The following is a 15,482-nucleotide window of genomic DNA, read 5'->3' on the forward strand; positions in this document are numbered from 1 at the left end:
GCCGCCGTCCCGGCCGAGGAGCCCGTCATGGAGCGGGTCCTGGTCGGCGCGGACGCGGCGGAGGCCGAGCCGGCGGCCGCGCGCGGCGGCGGGACGGGCGACGCCCCCGCGGCCGGCGGGATCCCGATCACCGGCCGGGTCCGCGCCGCGGAGGACGTCCCCGTGGCCGGGGCCGCGGTGACGCTGATCTCGCTCGAAGGCCGCCAGGTGGGCCGCGCGGTCGCGCACGCCGACGGTTCGTACGGCCTGCACGCGCCGGGCGCAGGATCGTACGTGCTGATCGCCTCGGCGGACGGCCACCAGCCGCAGGCCAGCTCGATCGTGGTCAACGGCGCGCCGGTCGCGTACGACGTGCTGCTCAGCGGCACCAGCGGCCTCACCGGCGCGGTGCGTTCGGCGGACGGCGGCGCGCCGGTGCCCGGTGCCGTGGTCATCGTGACGGACGTGCGCGGCGACGTGCTGGCCACCGCGCGGACCGACGCGCTGGGCGAGTTCGCCGTCACCGGCCTGGTGCCCGGGACGATGACCGTCGCGGTCAACTCGCCCCGGCACCGGCCGCACGCGGCGCCCGTCGAGATCGGCGCGGCCGGGGTGACCCGGATCGAGGTGGAGCTCCGGCCGGGGGCGCACGTGCGGGGCACGGTCCGCGGGGCGGGCGCCGTGCTGAGCGGTGCGCGGGTGACGCTGGTGGACGCCGCCGGCAACGCGGTCGCGACCACGACGACCGGCCCGGACGGCGCCTACGCGTTCTCCGATCTGGACACCGGGGCGTACACGGTCATCGCGACCGGCTACCCGCCGAAGGCGACCACGCTGTCGGTGCCCGGAGGCGGCGTGGACGGCCACGACATCGATCTCGCCCACGGCGACGGGTAGCCCGCGGTACGCGGAGAGGCCCGGCGGCGCGAGTGTCAGCCGCCGGGCCTTCGCTTGCGCAGGGGAACGGCCGGGGGCAGCGGGCTCGCGCCTTCGGGGGACAGGGCGTCGAGGACGAGCACGACGTAGCGCCGCCAGCCGCCCTCCTCGGGGTCCATCGTCCAGAGCACGCTGAGCAGCATGGCCATGATCCGGCGGACGTCGTCGAGGACGAGGTCGTCCCGGATGACGCCGGCCCGCTGGCCGCGCTCGACCAGCGGGGCGAGCGCCTCGATGAAGCGGGTGCCGGCGTCGGCGGTCAGGGAGCCGAAGTCCCGGGCGGCGGCCAGCATGTTGTAGTCGCGGGCCGTCAGGGACATCGTGCTCTCCAGCACCCGGGCCAGGCCGCGCCGCGGGTCCTCGTCCTCCAGGGCCTCTTCGAGTACGGGGAGGACCTCCTGGGTGAAGCCCTGCTCGAGCGCGGTCCGCACGAGGACCGCCTTGTCCGGGAAGCGCCGGTAGAGGGTCGCGATGCCGACTCCGGCGCGGCGCGCGATCTCCTCCAGCGGGACGTCGGAGCCGCGCTCGGCGTAGAGCTCCCGCGCCGCCCGCAGGATCTTCTCGGAGTTGCGCGCGGCGTCGGCGCGCAGGGGGCGGGGAGGTTCGCTGGGCACGGTCCGATGCTATCAAACCGATAGTCGCCTATCGGATCGAGTGGCGCGGCATGACCTGCGGATACGCGAAGGCCCCCGCCGGACGATACCGGCAGGGGCCGCAGGCGTCGCCTACTGAAGGGCGCTGCCCTTCTTCCACTTCTCCCAGGAGAGCTGCCAGAAGGACCAGCCGTTGTTCCACTCGACCTCGCGGGTCGTGCCCTTGATGTCGACGATGTCGCCCGGCTGCGCGTTCCGGTAGAACCACTGCGCGTCGTCGGCGGGCTGGCGGACGCAGCCGTGGCTGCAGTTCTGCTCGCCCAGGCACCACTCCTGGCCGGACGTCTGGTGCAGGTACTCGCCGCTGTTGGAGATCCGGACCGCGTACCCGATCATCTCGTCGTAGTAGCCCGGGTCGCCCTTCTTGCGCCCCGGCGAGATCATCCGGACCGGGTTGCCCTTCTCCATCGTCATGTGGACGCCGCTGGTGGTGGTGTACTCGCGGGTGCTCGCGTTGCCGCCGCTGATCGCGACGGTCCGCGCCTTCTTCCCGTCGATGGTCACCACCATCTTGTGCTTCTTCATGTTGATCTTGGCGATCCGGGACTCGCCGATCTCGAAGGTGCGGGACAGGTTCCGCATGCCGTACACGCCCTTGGCGGCGCGGACCCCGGCCAGCCGCGCGTTCAGCGTGACCTTCTGGTGCGGCTGCCAGTACGTCTTGGGCCGGTAGATCACCTTCTGGTCGCCCATCCACCGCCAGGCGCCCTCGACCGGCTTCTCGGCCTTGACCTCCAGGGCCTTCTCGACCTGCGCCTTGTTGTGCACGGCACGGTCGAAGTCGAGGATGATCGGCATCCCGATGCCGTACTGCTTGCCCTTGTTGCCCTCCAGGATCCAGTCCACCGAGGCGGCGATCGTCGCCTCCGGCTTCAGGGTCCGGAACGTGCTGGCGGCCTGCGAGGTCGTGCCGACGGAGTTCTTGGCGGTGGCGTTCACCGTGTACGAGGAGGACGGGCGCAGCGTCCAGCGGGACCGCCACTCGGTCTTCTGGGCGTTGAAGTCGCCGGGCACCGGCTTGCCCTTGAGCTGGACGTTCACCGACTCGAGCGAGCCGCCCGCCGCCTTCACGACCACGCCCTGGTCGGGGCGGGCCTTCTCGGTGCCCTGGGCCGGGGTGATCGTCACCTTGGCCGCGGGGACCTTGGTGTCGCCGGCGGCGGTGGTCCCCTCCTTGCTCGTGTCGCTGCACGCGGTGAGTGCCAGGACACCCGCCAGCAGCGACGCTCCGAACCGAATCCCGTTCCTCCGCACCAGCGCCACCCCGAGCACGCTCACGACCGATTCAAGGTCATTAATTGTGGATGTTGAAAAAATACCCCCTTAGCTGGGTGTGTCCTATGTGACCGAGGTTGCGATTTGGAATCGAACGGTTACCCGCGCGTTCGGCCGACGACCCGGCCGCGCACCTCGCCGAAGCCGATCCGGGTGCCGTCCGGGCCGGGCGCGGTGGCGGTGATCGTCACCTCGTCGCCGTCCTCCAGGAACGCGCGCTGCTGCCCGTTCACCTTGACCGGCTCCTTCCCGCCCCAGGTCAGCTCGATGAACGCGCCCCGCTGGCCGGGCTCCGACCCCGAGATCGTGCCGGACGCGAACAGGTCGCCGGTCCGGGCCGAGGCGCCGTTCACCGTCATGTGCGCGAGCATCTGCGCGGGCGACCAGTACATGGTCCGGTACGGAGGACGCGACACGGTCTCGCCGTTCCACTCCACGGCCAGGTCCACGTCCAACCCCCAGGGGGTTTCCTCGCGGAGGTACGGCAGCGGCTCCGGGTCCTGCGGCGGCGTCGGGACGCGCGCCTCCTCCAGCGCGAGCAGCGGGACGACCCACGCCGAGATCGACGTGGCGAAGCTCTTCCCGAGGAACGGGCCGAGCGGCACGTACTCCCACGCCTGGATGTCGCGCGCCGACCAGTCGTTCACGAGCACGCAGCCGAAGACGTGCTTCGCGAAGTCGCCGCAGCCGACCGGCGTGCCGAGCGGGGACCCGGCGCCGACGACGAAGCCCAGCTCGGCCTCGATGTCCAGCCGCCGGGACGGCCCGTACGACGGCGCCGCGTCGGCGGGGGCCTTGCGCTGCCCGTACGGGCGGGCGATCTCCGTGCCGGAGAGCACGACCGTCCCGGCGCGGCCGTGGTAGCCGACCGGCAGGTGCTTCCAGTTCGGCATCAGCGGCTCCGAGTCCGGCCGGAACAGCCGCCCCAGGTTGGACGCGTGGTGCTCGGAGGCGTAGAAGTCCACGTAGTCGGCGACCTCGAACGGCAGGTGCATCGTCACCGCGCCGGCCGGGTGGACCGCCTCGTCCGGCACGTCCCCGGACACGAGTTCGGTGACGCGGCGGCGCACCTCGACCCACCGGTCGTACCCCTGCGCCATGAAGGCGTTGAGCGCGGGCCGCGCGAAGACCTCGTCGCCGAGCGCGGCCGCCAGGTCCACGACGGAGTCGCCGGCGCGGACGCCGACGCGCGGGGCCGTGCCGGCGGTGGAGAAGACGCCGTACGGCAGGTTGGCGAGCCCGAACGGGGAGCCTTCGGGGATGCGGATCGAGGTCATGCGGGGTCGTCTCCCTCCCCGGCCGCGAGGCCGAGGTTCTCGAGGTCGGTCAGGGGGTCGGTGACGCTGCACGTGCCGAACGACAGGAAGCGGGCGCGGACGGCCGCGGCGCGCGCCTCGTCCAGGCCGGCGACGGCGGCGGCCAGGCCGGTGCCGTCGCGGCGGGCGAGGAGCGCCGCGAGGTCGGCGCGCGACGCGCCGCCGAGCGCGGCGTCGACGGCGAGCAGCAGGTTGAGGAACCCGTGCTGCTCGAAGCCGGTCTCCGGGTCGGTGTTGCGGACCGCGTGGTGCAGCCCGGCGGTGGCCTTGAACGGGACGCCCGCCTCGACGACGGCGGCGACCGCGCCCGCCAGTTCCGCCTCGTCCGGGTAGAGGTGCGCCTTGACGCCGCCGGTGCGGAACTTGGCCCGGTACGGCGAGTCCGGGAGCGCGGCGATGACGTCCGCGCGGCGCTCGTCGCGCGGCACCTCCACGAACACGGGCACGCCGGCCTCCGTCTCCGTCTCCGTCTTGCCGAGGACGGCGAACAGCTCGGCCGGTGGCATCCCGTCCGGCACGGCGACCTCGACGCCGGCGAGCCGTACCGGCAGGGCGGCCGCCTCCGCCAGCGCCCCGGCCAGGTGCGCGGGACCCGCCGGGACGGTGACCACGAGGTCGAGCCGCGGCCCGTCCGGCAGCAGCGGGCCGAGGTCCGCGAGCGCCGGGGCGGCCACGACGAACGAGCCGACCAGGCCGGCGTGCGGGGACGCCTTGTGGCGGAAGTGCGCCGGTACGGCCTCCGCGAGCGGCAGGTTCCCGGGCGGGAAGATCGCCGCGTCGTCGCAGAGCCCGCGCACGATCGGGGGCAGGACGGTCACGCCGTACCTCCTGCCCGCCGGCCGGCCCACGTCCACGCGTACGCGGGATCCTCGCAGGCCACACCTCCCTCACCCAGCTCCAGCGGGCGGAACGTGTCGACCATGACGGCCAGCTCGTCGAAGGACTCGACGCCGATGCTGCGCTCGTACGCGCCGGGCTGCGGGCCGTGCGAGTGCCCGCCGGGATGCACCGAGATCGACCCCTGGCCGATGCCGGAGCCCTTGCGGGCCTCGTAGTCGCCGCCGCAGTAGAACATGATCTCGTCGGAGTCCACGTTCGAGTGGTAGTACGGCACCGGGATCGACAGCGGGTGGTAGTCCACCTTGCGCGGCACGAAGTTGCAGACCACGAAGTTGTGGCCCTCGAACACCTGGTGGACGGGCGGCGGCTGGTGCACCCGGCCGGTGATCGGCTCGAAGTCGTGCACGCTGAACGTGAACGGGTACAGGCAGCCGTCCCAGCCGACCACGTCGAACGGGTGCTCGGCGTACACCATCCGGGTGCCGGCGAGCCCGCGCGAGGTGCGGTGCTTGACGAGGACCTCGACGTCGGTGCCGGTGGCGGTGAGCGGCTCGCCGGGGCCGTGCAGGTCGCGCTCGCAGTACGGGGCGTGCTCCAGGAACTGCCCGAACCGCGACAGGTAGCGCTTGGGCGGGTGGACGTGCCCGGTCGCCTCGATGACGTACGCGCGCAGCGGCTCGTCGCCCTCGGGGATCCAGCGGTGCGTGGTCGAGGTCGGCAGCACGACGTAGTCGCCCTGCTTCGCCTGGAGCGCCCCGAAGACGGTCTCGACGACGGCCTGGCCGGACTCGACGTACACGACCTCGTCGCCGGTCGCGTTCCGGTAGAGCGGCGAGGGGACGCTGGACACGGCGTACGAGAGCCGCACGTCGGCGTTGCCGAGGACGAGCCGGCGGCCGGTGACCACGTCGGTCTCGCCCCAGCTCTCCTTGGGGAACAGCGCGTGCAGCTTCAGGTGCCGCGGCTTGAGCGGATGGTTCGGGGTGGTGGCGGCGTCCGGGATCTCCCACACCGCCGAGTCGACGATCGCCGACGGCAGGCCCCGGTGGTAGAGGAGCGAGGAGTCGGAGGAGAAGCCCTCCTCGCCCATCAGCTCCTCGAAGTAGAGCGTGCCGCCCTCGTCCCGGTGCTGGGTGTGGCGCTTCGGGGGGACGTCGCCGACCCGGCGGTAGTACGCCATGGCTGCCTCCTCAAAGTAGTAAATGCATTTACTATCTTCCGCCCGCGATGCGCCGCGTTCAACCCCGTGGAGGGAAAGAAGCGGGCGGGAAAGGGCCGGGAGGCCCGTCAGCGGCGCTCGCGGACGTCGAACTGGTCGCGGTGCGCGATGAGCTTGCCGAGCAGCATGACCAGGATCTCCTGCTCGGTCTCGGTGAGGACCTCGGTCCACTGGTGCTCGCGCTCGTTCTGCGCGCGGAACACCTCCAGCATCGTGGCGCGGCCGTGCTCGGACAGCGACAGCAGCACGGACCGGCCGTCGTTCTCGCCGGGCGACCGTTCGAGCAGGCCGTCGGCCACCAGCGACTTGGCCAGGTTGGACACCGCCGCCCGGCTCATCCCGGCCAGCGCGGCGGCCCGCCGCGACTCCAGCGGGCCCGCCAGCCAGGTCACGAACAGCAGCCGGAAGCCCGCCCAGGACAGGCCGCGCGGCCGGTGCACCGCGGCCTCCAGGTCGTACGTGACGATCATGGAGGCGCGGTTCAGCGTGAGCAGGGTCCGGGTGGCCTCGCGGTGCGGGAACCCGAACTCCTCCGACAGCCGGTGGCCCGCCAGCTCGACGAACGACCAGAAGTCCACCGCGTGCTCCGGCGGCGTTCCGGCGCCGTTCCGCTCCTCGGCCATGGTCCTCACTCTAGTGCCGCCCGGCGAGATCGTTCATACCTGTACTACTTTCCGGGCTGGGTGACGGCGAGCCCGGGACGGTCCCGCGGCACCTTCAGGAAGAGCAGCATCACGGCGCAGACCACCAGGCAGCCGATCGGGAAGAACAGGCGGCCCTCGTCGATCAGATGGCTCCGCGCCCCGTAAAGCCGGTGGATGCGCAGGAGCGTCGTCCGCACCCTGGAGGCGCACGAACTCTGCCGCCGCGACCGCTTCAAGCGGATCTCGCTCGGCGCCGGGCTCGTCCGCCTCGCCGAACCCGTCGAGCAGGACCTGCGCACCCTCGCCCGCCCCGTGCTGGAGGAGCTGGCCGACCAGCGGCAGGCGACCGCGCACCTCGTCGTCCGCGAGGACGAGGACCGCGCCCGGATGCTGATGGTCGTCGAGCCCCGCCGCGCCCGCATGCACGTCGCGTTCCGGCCCGGCCAGATCGACCCGATAGGCCGCGGCTCCGCCGGCCTGGCGATGCTGGCCGCGGCGCCGCCCGTGCCGGGCGAGCGCGAGGAGATCGCCGCCGCGCGCCGCCGCGGCTACGCCGTCTCCCACGGCGAGATCGCCGCCGCCGTCACCGGGGTCTCCGCCGTCGTCCCCGGCGCCCGCACCCAGACCGTCATCGGCCTCTCCCTCTTCGAGGCCCCCGACGTCGAGGAGCTGGGCGCCCTGGTCGTGGAGGCCGCCCACCGCCTGGCGGCCCTGCTCCACTGACCCGGCGGCCCGCCTCGGATGCCAGACTTGCTCCCGCATGTCCCCAGCGGTCAGGAGAGAAGATGAGCGTGCGCCGCGTGGTCACCGGCCATGACGAGGCGGGCAAGGCGGTCGTCGTCGGTGCCGAGCACCGGGGAGTCCCTCTCAGCGAGAAGTGACGGCGGTGCGGACGGGGGCTTCCGTGTTCGGGGCGTTCACCCGGCAGGTGGCGGGGGAGTGGGAGACGATCCGGCGGTTCGAGGTGCCGGGGTGGACGATCGAGCGGGCCACGGCGCGGCGGCTGGCCGGGGACTGGCGCGGGGCGTGCGCGGCGGCCGGGGTCGGGGTCGCGTTCGACCTGGACGGCGTGCGGGACGAGTACGGCGCGGACGTGGCGGAGGCGCTCGCGGACGACCTGCGGCATCTGGCGCCCGACCTGCTGCGCTGGCACCTCGCGAACGAGGACGGGCCGGCGTTCGCGCTGAGCGGGTACCGCGCCGACCGGCCGGAGAATCCGCGGGTGTCGTCGTTCGGGACGGGGGTTCCCGCGTCGCCGGTGCTCCACCTGGAGAGCGCGCGGAAGGGCGCGGTCGAGCAGGTGTGCCTGCGGTTCGGCCGGGCGGGACGGCGGCGGAAGTGGATGCTGCCGCGGCATCTCTGGGACGTGCGGTGGGCGGGCGAGCTGCTGGTCCGCGGCGGCGGGCGGGAGCGGGCGCCGTTCTTCGAGGCGGACGGGACGCCGCGAGCCCGGCCGGGAGCCGGGCCGGAGGCGGATCCGGTGGCGCGGGCCGAGCGGATCTCGCTCCTGCACGAGCGCGGCGAGGTCGCGGCGGCGTTCGAGGCGGCCGGGATCGAGCTGCGGCTCGCCGAGTCGGACGAGGTCGGCGCGGAGCAGCAGATCGAGCTCCTGCGCCTGATGCCGATCGCGTTGCACCGGATCGAGGCGGAGCTGCGGCGGCTGGTGGCGAAGGGGGCGGAGCGCCGGTTCGTGCTCGCCCACACGCTGTTCCGGTACGGGCGCTCCTACGGCCCGCTCGGCCTGGCGCGGCTGATCGTCGAGGTGCCGGGGCAGGGGGCCGGGCTGCGCGCCGAGTTCGTTCCGGCGGGCCGTACTCCCAAGAACGTGCGTGGGCTCCCCGACGTGTTCTGGCAGCGGCCTCCGGATCTGGACCTGGTCAGGGCGGGACGGCTCGGGATCGGGGAGCTGCATCCGCTGGTGAGCGCGGCCCTGTTCCCGGGCTGGGACGGCGAGACCGTGACGGCGGGCGTCGCGGCGCCCGGGGTGGCGCGGGTGCGGTGCCGGGGGGAGTGGCACGAGGTGTCGATGCGGCACGGGCGCCTGCGCGTCCACTCGCATTCCGAGGAGGAGCGGCGCCGCGAGAGCGCCCTGAAAGCGCTCGGGGGCCGGGCCGCCGGGTGCTTCGCCGTGCGGGAGACGTGGGACGGCCGGGGGTTCCTGCCGCGCGGCCTTAGAGAGCAGCGGCGGGAGCTGTTCCGAAGGGTGGCCTACGGCGACACCGAGGGCGTTCTCAGGATGCTCGACGCCGGGCACGACCCGCACACGCGGGACGGGAACGGCCGCACGCTGCTGCACTGCCTGGACTCGGTCCACCACGAGGAGCTGCTGCCGAGGCTGCTGGCGGCGGGCGTGGACCTGGAGGCGCGGGACGCGCTGGGACGCACGCCGCTGCTGGCGGCGGCCTGGTCCGCGCCCGCCGCGGCCGTGCGGGCGCTCCTGGACGCCGGGGCGCGGCCGGCCGGCCTCTCCGGGGCGCTGGGCTGGCTGCGCTCGATCGCCGAGAAGCGCGGTGACCTGGACTTCCTGGTGGAGCTCGTGGAAGGCGCGGACGCCTAGGAGAACGGGGCGGCCATCTCGTCGAGGGCCTCGTCGACGAGGGCGCGCAGGGGGCGCCCCGACTGCTGGTCGGTCCACAACAGGGAGCCGACCCGCAGCGCGGTCAGGAACGCGGCCGCCATCGCGCGCGCCCGCACGCTCGTCTCGGGCAGGCCGTCGCGGGCGGCGACGGCGGCGGCGAGGCGGCGCTCGAACGCGGCGAAGTGGGCGAGCTGCCGGCCCAGCACGGACGGGTGCCGCTTGGCGAGCCGGGCCTTGACGGCCCACTGCGGGTCGGGCTCGTCCTGGCCCTCGTAGAGGACGTGCAGCGCGCCGCGCAGCGCGGTCCACGCGGAGTCGCCGGGCGGGCCGGCCTCGAACGTCTCCAGCAGCTTCTCCAGGCGCTGCTCGTCGCCGTAGAGGAGGGCGTCCTCCTTGCCGGCGAAGTAGTTGGAGAACGTGCGGCGGGAGACGCCGGCGGCGTCGGCGATCTCCTCGACGGTGACGTCGTCCAGGCCGCGTTCGACGGTGAGCCGTACCGCGGCCTCGTGCAGCGCGGTGCGCGTCGCCTCCTTCTTGCGTTCGCGCAGGCCGCCAGGGGTGCTCATGAGGCCAACCTATCGGTGAGGATCATTCCCAGTGGGCAAACTTTCCCACTGGGAATAATATGTCCCCGCGCGGCCTTCTACCCGTGTCACCTCGCTCCCCCCTACTCGCTTCCCCTACTTGCACCCCCCATGGAGGCCCTACTTGAGCGTGCAGTCCGAACCCATGACGCAGCGGCAGACACTGGAGGCCCTCAGCGGCCTGCTGCTCGTGCTGTTCGTCGCGATGCTGAGCGGGACCGTGGTGTCCACCGCGCTGCCGCAGATCATCGGCGCGCTCAAGGGCAGCCAGTCGCAGTACACCTGGGTCGTCACCGCGACGCTGCTGGTCTCCACCGCGAGCACCCCGATCTGGGGCAAGCTGGCCGACCTGTACGACAAGAAGAAGCTGCTCCAGCTGTCCATCGTGATCTTCACGGTGGCCTCGCTGCTCTCCGGCTTCGCGCAGAACACCCCGCAGCTGATCGCCGCCCGCGCGTTCCAGGGCCTGGGCATGGGCGCGCTGCAGATCCTCGTCCAGATCGTGATGGCCAGCATGATCAGCCCGCGCGACCGGGGCCGCTACTACGGCATCCTCGGCGCCGTCATGGCGGTCGCCACCGTCGGCGGCCCGCTGCTCGGCGGGCTGATCGTCGACACCGCGTGGCTCGGCTGGCGCTGGTGCTTCTTCATCGGCGTGCCGTTCGCGGTCGTCGCGTTCGCCCTGCTGCAGAAGACGCTGAACCTGGCGCACGTCAGGCGCGCCGAGGTCAAGATCGACTACCTGGGCGCGGTGCTCATCGCCGGCGGCGTCAGCGTGCTGCTGCTCTGGATCACCTTCGTCGGCGAGTCGTTCGCCTGGCTGTCCTGGCAGACCGCGGCGATGGCCGGCGGCGGGCTCGCGGTCCTGGCCGTGGCCGTGCTGGTCGAGGCACGGGTCGCCGAGCCGGTCGTCCCGCTGGACATCATCGCCCGCCGCAACACCGCGCTGGCGATCGTGGCCAGCCTCGCGGTCGGCATGGCGATGTTCGGCGGCGCCGTGTTCCTCGGCCAGTACTTCCAGATCGGCCGCGGCTACAGCCCGACCAAGGCCGGCCTGCTCACCATCCCGATGATGGCCGGCGTGCTGGTGTCGTCCACCGTGATCGGGCGGCTCACCACCAAGACGGCCAAGGTCAAGCCGTACATCGTGTTCGGCACGCTCGTGCTGACCGCGGGCTTCGCGGTGCTCGGGTTCGTCGACGGCGACACCCCGATCTGGTACCTGTCGGCCGGGATGCTGCTGGTCGGCGTCGGGGTCGGCGCCTCCATGCAGAACCTGGTCCTGGTCGTCCAGAACTCCGTCCCGCTGCGCGAGGTCGGCGCGGCCAGCGGCGCCGTCACGTTCTTCCGCTCCCTCGGCGGGACGATCGGCGTCTCGGTGCTCGGCGCCGTCCTGGCCAACCACGTCGCCGGCAACATCGCCGACGGGCTGGCGAAGACGGGCATCAAGGGCGGCGGGAACGCCGGCGGCGACCTCGACATCGCGGCCCTGCCCGGCCCGATCCAGGAGATCGTGCGCGGCGCCTACGGCGACGCCACCGGGCACATCTTCCTGATCTCGGCCGCCATCGCGGTCGTCGGGATCATCGCGGCGGCGGCGCTCAAGCCGGTCACCCTGCGGGACGCCCTCGACCTGCCCGCCGAGAACGGCGAGAAGGCCGAGACCGCCAGGGCGGCCGCCGAGACCGCCGAGGTCACAGCCGCCGGGCGCTGATGGACGCCATGAGGGCCGGCCACACGGACTTCGCCTCGCGGGTCCAGGCCGGCCAGTTGTGCCGCCCGTCCTTGTAGATGCTGGCGGTGTACGGGACGCCCAGCCGGTCCAGGGTCTTCCGGAACTCGATGTTGTTGGCGCCGATGGCGATCTCGCTCAGCAGGCCGATGTCCCACGGCGCCACGTTCGGGTCCCCCGGGCCGGGCTTCCCGGTCGTCCCCGACGAGAAGAACAGCTTGGTGCCGCGCAGCTTCTCCGCCTGCGCGGCCGGGTCGTACGACTTCCAGTTGGCGTCGTCGACCCACGGGATGCCCCAGATCGCGAACGGGTCCTGGCCGTTCCCGGCGTTGGTGAACATCAGCAGCGCCGGGATCCCGGGCGAGCGCATCGACAGCAGCCCGCTCAGCGACGCCACGTGCTTGAACATCCCCCTGTGGCGGGCGGCGTACGAGAACGCCCCCTGCGCGCCCGACGAGTTCCCGATCGCGGCCCGCAGCGCCCCCGCGCGGTAGTTCCGCTCCATCAGCTGGCGGACCTCGGTGGTGTGGAACGTCTCCCACTTGGGCGTGCCGCCCTTGCCGTAGTTGAACCAGTCCGCGTACGAGCCGTTCGACGCCTCCGGCATGACGACGATGACGTTGTACTGGGCCGCCCACGCCTCGATGTCGGTGTTGCGCGTCCACGACGTGTAGTCGTCCTGGCCGCCGTGGTACGCGTACAGGACGGGCCACGTCGTGGTCGCGCCCGCGCTCCAGTTCGCCGGCAGCAGGATGCGTGTCTTGACCGACTTGCCGAGCGAGGGCGAGTCGATGGTGACGTCCACCTGGCGCGCGCTCAGCTTCGTCGTCTTGGTGATCCGCGCCCCGGTGTCGGCCGCCTTGAGCGCGTACGTGCGGGCCTGCGCCGTTCCGGTCGCGGTGGCGCCGAGCGAGGCGACCATGACCGCGGCGAGCGCCCCGCCGCGCAGGGACCGCCTGCGCGGCGGCCCCCCGCCGTTCCTCGCGCTGCGGCTCGGCCGGCGGGCCTGACGTGACATGCGTTCACCTCGCTGCGATGGACGGTCGGGTCCGGACGCGGGGACGTCGGTGCAGTCTCCAGCACGCGAGGCGAGTTGATCTATGGCCTCACGTGATAAGCGCGCCCGCCGCGACTGAGCGAGATTGAGTGGGTCCGCCGCCGCCGACTCCCCCGGCGCTCTCTCCGGCGAAGTTGTCAGAACGTTGATAACGGCGCGCCCGAATACAGGCCCTGGCGAAGGAGTACCGGCCGTACACCCGCGCCTACGGTCGAATCCCGTAACGAGCCCCGCAGAGTCCGCCCGCCCCGCGAGGACGATCCGCCATGGCCGTGCCGTGGACGGACCGCGCGGAGCGCGCCGGAAGCCGGGAGCTCATCTCCAGCGAGGGCGGCACATGAGCACAGCGCACGACGGCACGGCGGGCACCGGCAAGGCGGGCATCGGACGGCGGGCGCGCGCGGCCGGCCGGATCGCGGCGATGATGGCGCGCAGCGGGCTGCTGCGGCCGGGCCCGCCGCACCGCGTGGCGCGGCAGCTGAACGCGCTGCGCCGCTGGGGCACCCTGCTCGGCGGCACGTTCACGTCGGCGGCGCTGCGCGACCCCGGCCGGATCGCGGTCGCCGACGACGACGGCGAGCTGACCTACGCCGAGCTGGACGCCCGTACCGACCGGCTCGCCGCCGCGCTCGCGGCCCTCGGCGAGGCGTCGTCCCGCGTCGCCGTCCTCTGCCGCAACCACCGGGGCATGCTGGAGACGCTCGTCGCGTGCAGCAAGCGGGGCGCCGACCTCGTCCTCCTCAACACCGGGATGAGCACGGCGCAGCTGCTCGCCGTACTGGAGGAGCAGCAGGCGGAGGTGCTGGTCGCGGACCCGGAGTTCGCCGACCTTCTGGACGCCGTCCCGGACAGGGTGCGGGTGTTCACCGCCCACGGCCCCGGCCGCGGCCTGGACGAACTGATCGGCGCGGCGCCCGCCGGCGGCATCGCCCCGCCCGCCCGGCCCGGCCGTACGATCATGCTCAGCTCGGGGACGACCGGCCCGCCCAAGGGCGCCCACCGGCACTCCCGCCCCGGCATGACGCCGCTGGCGTCGATCCTGTCGCGGATCCCGTACCGGGTGCACGAGCGGATGCTGATCGAGGCGCCGCTCTTCCACACCTGGGGGTACGCGATGCTCCAGACGGCGATCTCGCTGCGCGCGACGGTCGTCCTGCGGCGTCGATTCGACCCCGAGTCGACGCTGCGGGCCGCCGCGGCCACCGGCGCGACGGCGCTGGTCGCGGTCCCGGTGATGCTCCAGCGCATCATGGAGCTCCCGCCGGAAACGCGGGCCGCGCACGACACCTCGGCGCTGCGGATCACGGCGGTCAGCGGGTCCGCGCTGCCCGGCGAGCTGGCGACCGCGTACATGGACGCGTTCGGCGACATCCTCTACAACCTGTACGGCTCCACCGAGGCCAGCTGGGTCACCATCGCCACCCCCGCCGACCTGCGCGCCAGCCCCGGCACGGCGGGCACGCCACCGCCCGGGACGCGGGTGGCGATCCTGGACGAGCGCGGCGAGCCGGTGCCGCCGGGCGGCACCGGGCGGATCTTCGCCGCCAACGAGCTGCCGTTCGCCGGCTACACCGGCGGCGGCACCAAGGAGACGCGGGACGGCCTGATGAGCCTCGGCGACCTCGGCACCCTGGACGAGCACGGCCGGCTGACGGTGCGCGGCCGGGACGACGACATGATCGTCTCCGGCGGCGAGAACGTGTTCCCGAGCGCGGTCGAGGAGGTGCTGGCCCGGCTGCCGCAGGTGCGCGAGGTCGCGGTGGTCGGGGCGCCCGACGAGGACTTCGGGCAGCGGCTGGTCGCGTACGTCGTGCCGCGGCCCGGAGCGGCGCTCGACGCCGACGCGGTGCGGGAGCACGTGCGCGCCCGCCTCGCCCGCTACGCGGTGCCGCGCGACGTGCACTTCGTCCGCGAGCTGCCGCGCAACGCCACCGGCAAGGTGGTGCGCGGCTCGCTCGCCCCCGAAGGCCAGGGGGACCCCGCCTGACCCGTCACGGCGGCGGATGCTCCGGCGGTGCCGCGCCGGGACGGTCCACGACGAACCACAGCCGGGTCTCGCCGCACGACCGCTCCAGCGCCCACTCCGCCGCCAGCGAGTCGATCACGCTCAGCCCGCGGCCGTGGTCGATGCCGCGCCGGGCCGGATCGCACCGCGCGGCGGGACCGCCGTCGCGGACCTCGACCCGCACCCGGCGGCCGTCGGTCACGACCGTGACGCTGATCGGTCCCGAACCGTGCAGCAGCGCGTTGGCGATGGCCTCTGAGGTCATCAGCTCGATGTCGTCCAGGACGTCGCCGTCCCCGACGACCTTGGCCGCGCGCTCCCGGACGGCACGGCGAGCCGCGCGCCCTTCCAAGCGGTCGCCGGTCAGCGTCAGCTGATCGCCGAGTCGTTCCATGGCGGCCGTCATGACGGCGCGTCCATGTCCGCACCTGTCTTGCCCAACGTCACAGGATCACCACTCTGAGAGATCGGAAGCGCGCACCGTCATCATTCATCTACAGGGAGTGATGAGGCAACGCATCGTGCAACTGATCTTTTGGGAAGTGAGTAGCAGGTGCCCCCGGTGCGGGCTCCCGTGGCGGGGCGACGGGACACGGCTCCGGTGGCGGAACCCACGGTACCCGGGGCCTGCCGTCCAGGCGGTGTGGAACGGTAAACATCCGAG

15 protein-coding genes are annotated in these 15,482 nt (G+C 73.2%); 5 read left to right on the forward strand and 10 right to left on the reverse strand.

Translation table 11 applies throughout. The features are described from left to right. Window positions 1-27 precede the first annotated feature (27 nt). Entirely contained in the window at window positions 28-876 is an 849-nt protein-coding gene (locus ACA361_RS29485; protein ID WP_375017448.1) for a collagen binding domain-containing protein, read from the forward strand. Between the two features lie 35 nt (window positions 877-911). On the opposite strand, the gene ACA361_RS29490 is transcribed toward ACA361_RS29485, so the two are convergent. The 7 genes from ACA361_RS29490 to ACA361_RS29520 form a co-directional block, all read right to left on the reverse strand. Next, on the reverse strand, window positions 912-1,529 hold the full coding sequence (locus tag ACA361_RS29490; RefSeq protein ID WP_375017285.1) for a TetR/AcrR family transcriptional regulator: 618 nt from the start codon (window positions 1,527-1,529) through the stop codon (window positions 912-914). A gap of 111 nt (window positions 1,530-1,640) precedes the next feature. Beyond that, a complete protein-coding gene (locus ACA361_RS29495) occupies window positions 1,641-2,846 on the reverse strand; it encodes an Ig-like domain-containing protein (protein WP_375017287.1) in 1,206 nt (401 codons plus the stop codon). A 95-nt stretch (window positions 2,847-2,941) separates the two neighbouring features. Then, window positions 2,942-4,120 (reverse strand): fumarylacetoacetase, encoded by a 1,179-nt coding sequence (gene fahA, locus ACA361_RS29500; RefSeq protein WP_375017289.1) that lies wholly within the window; start codon window positions 4,118-4,120, stop codon window positions 2,942-2,944. Then, window positions 4,117-4,977 carry a hypothetical protein gene (locus ACA361_RS29505; protein WP_375017291.1) on the reverse strand — a complete coding sequence of 287 codons (861 nt, stop codon included), beginning with the start codon at window positions 4,975-4,977 and terminating at the stop codon, window positions 4,117-4,119. The genes fahA and ACA361_RS29505 overlap by 4 nt, the downstream gene beginning before the upstream one ends. Further along, the gene (locus ACA361_RS29510; RefSeq protein WP_375017293.1) at window positions 4,974-6,179 is read right to left on the reverse strand and encodes a homogentisate 1,2-dioxygenase; all 1,206 of its coding nucleotides are present in this window, start codon (window positions 6,177-6,179) and stop codon (window positions 4,974-4,976) included. Before ACA361_RS29510 ends, ACA361_RS29505 begins: the two co-directional genes overlap by 4 nt. A 107-nt stretch (window positions 6,180-6,286) precedes the next feature. Next, on the reverse strand, window positions 6,287-6,841 hold the full coding sequence (locus ACA361_RS29515) for a MarR family winged helix-turn-helix transcriptional regulator (RefSeq protein ID WP_375017295.1): 555 nt from the start codon (window positions 6,839-6,841) through the stop codon (window positions 6,287-6,289). A gap of 44 nt (window positions 6,842-6,885) precedes the next feature. Further along, window positions 6,886-7,059, reverse strand: a complete 174-nt coding sequence (locus ACA361_RS29520) for a hypothetical protein (RefSeq protein WP_375017297.1) — start codon at window positions 7,057-7,059, stop codon at window positions 6,886-6,888. Here ACA361_RS29520 and ACA361_RS29525 point away from each other — a divergent pair. Both ACA361_RS29525 and ACA361_RS29530 read left to right on the forward strand, forming a co-directional pair. Then, complete coding sequence (locus ACA361_RS29525) at window positions 7,037-7,585, forward strand: IclR family transcriptional regulator (RefSeq protein ID WP_375017299.1); 549 nt, start codon at window positions 7,037-7,039, stop codon at window positions 7,583-7,585. The genes ACA361_RS29520 and ACA361_RS29525 overlap by 23 nt on opposite strands. A 163-nt stretch (window positions 7,586-7,748) precedes the next feature. Further along, window positions 7,749-9,419 carry an ankyrin repeat domain-containing protein gene (locus ACA361_RS29530; protein ID WP_375017301.1) on the forward strand — a complete coding sequence of 557 codons (1,671 nt, stop codon included), beginning with the start codon at window positions 7,749-7,751 and terminating at the stop codon, window positions 9,417-9,419. Here ACA361_RS29530 and ACA361_RS29535 read toward each other — a convergent pair. Further along, on the reverse strand, window positions 9,416-10,006 hold the full coding sequence (locus ACA361_RS29535) for a TetR/AcrR family transcriptional regulator (RefSeq protein WP_375017303.1): 591 nt from the start codon (window positions 10,004-10,006) through the stop codon (window positions 9,416-9,418). The genes ACA361_RS29530 and ACA361_RS29535 overlap by 4 nt on opposite strands. 163 nt (window positions 10,007-10,169) lie before the next feature. On the opposite strand from ACA361_RS29535, the gene ACA361_RS29540 reads away from it, so the two are divergent. Beyond that, a complete protein-coding gene (locus ACA361_RS29540; RefSeq protein ID WP_375017450.1) occupies window positions 10,170-11,738 on the forward strand; it encodes an MDR family MFS transporter in 1,569 nt (522 codons plus the stop codon). Here the strand turns inward: ACA361_RS29540 and ACA361_RS29545 are convergent. Beyond that, on the reverse strand, window positions 11,719-12,774 hold the full coding sequence (locus ACA361_RS29545) for an alpha/beta hydrolase (protein WP_375017305.1): 1,056 nt from the start codon (window positions 12,772-12,774) through the stop codon (window positions 11,719-11,721). The two genes, ACA361_RS29540 and ACA361_RS29545, sit on opposite strands and share 20 nt — an antisense overlap. 376 nt (window positions 12,775-13,150) lie before the next feature. On the opposite strand from ACA361_RS29545, the gene ACA361_RS29550 reads away from it, so the two are divergent. Continuing rightward, on the forward strand, window positions 13,151-14,800 hold the full coding sequence (locus ACA361_RS29550) for an AMP-binding protein (RefSeq protein ID WP_375017307.1): 1,650 nt from the start codon (window positions 13,151-13,153) through the stop codon (window positions 14,798-14,800). Window positions 14,801-14,804: 4 nt separating this feature from the next. On the opposite strand, the gene ACA361_RS29555 is transcribed toward ACA361_RS29550, so the two are convergent. Then, on the reverse strand, window positions 14,805-15,224 hold the full coding sequence (locus ACA361_RS29555; protein WP_375017309.1) for an ATP-binding protein: 420 nt from the start codon (window positions 15,222-15,224) through the stop codon (window positions 14,805-14,807). Between the last annotated feature and the right edge of the window lie 258 nt (window positions 15,225-15,482).

The organism is Actinomadura sp. 21ATH (assembly GCF_041951345.1).
Classification (GTDB): Bacteria; Actinomycetota; Actinomycetes; order Streptosporangiales; family Streptosporangiaceae; genus Spirillospora.

Coding starts and splice junctions, on each gene's coding strand:
- ACA361_RS29485 (WP_375017448.1), top strand. CDS start 28: ATGGAGCGGGTCCTGGTCGGCGCGGACGCGGCGGAGGCCGAGCCGGCG.
- ACA361_RS29510 (WP_375017293.1), bottom strand. CDS start 6,179: ATGGCGTACTACCGCCGGGTCGGCGACGTCCCCCCGAAGCGCCACACC.
- ACA361_RS29525 (WP_375017299.1), top strand. CDS start 7,037: ATGCGCAGGAGCGTCGTCCGCACCCTGGAGGCGCACGAACTCTGCCGC.
- ACA361_RS29545 (WP_375017305.1), bottom strand. CDS start 12,774: ATGTCACGTCAGGCCCGCCGGCCGAGCCGCAGCGCGAGGAACGGCGGG.
- ACA361_RS29540 (WP_375017450.1), top strand. CDS start 10,170: ATGACGCAGCGGCAGACACTGGAGGCCCTCAGCGGCCTGCTGCTCGTG.
- fahA (WP_375017289.1), bottom strand. CDS start 4,120: ATGACCTCGATCCGCATCCCCGAAGGCTCCCCGTTCGGGCTCGCCAAC.
- ACA361_RS29515 (WP_375017295.1), bottom strand. CDS start 6,841: ATGGCCGAGGAGCGGAACGGCGCCGGAACGCCGCCGGAGCACGCGGTG.
- ACA361_RS29555 (WP_375017309.1), bottom strand. CDS start 15,224: ATGACGGCCGCCATGGAACGACTCGGCGATCAGCTGACGCTGACCGGC.
- ACA361_RS29535 (WP_375017303.1), bottom strand. CDS start 10,006: ATGAGCACCCCTGGCGGCCTGCGCGAACGCAAGAAGGAGGCGACGCGC.
- ACA361_RS29550 (WP_375017307.1), top strand. CDS start 13,151: ATGAGCACAGCGCACGACGGCACGGCGGGCACCGGCAAGGCGGGCATC.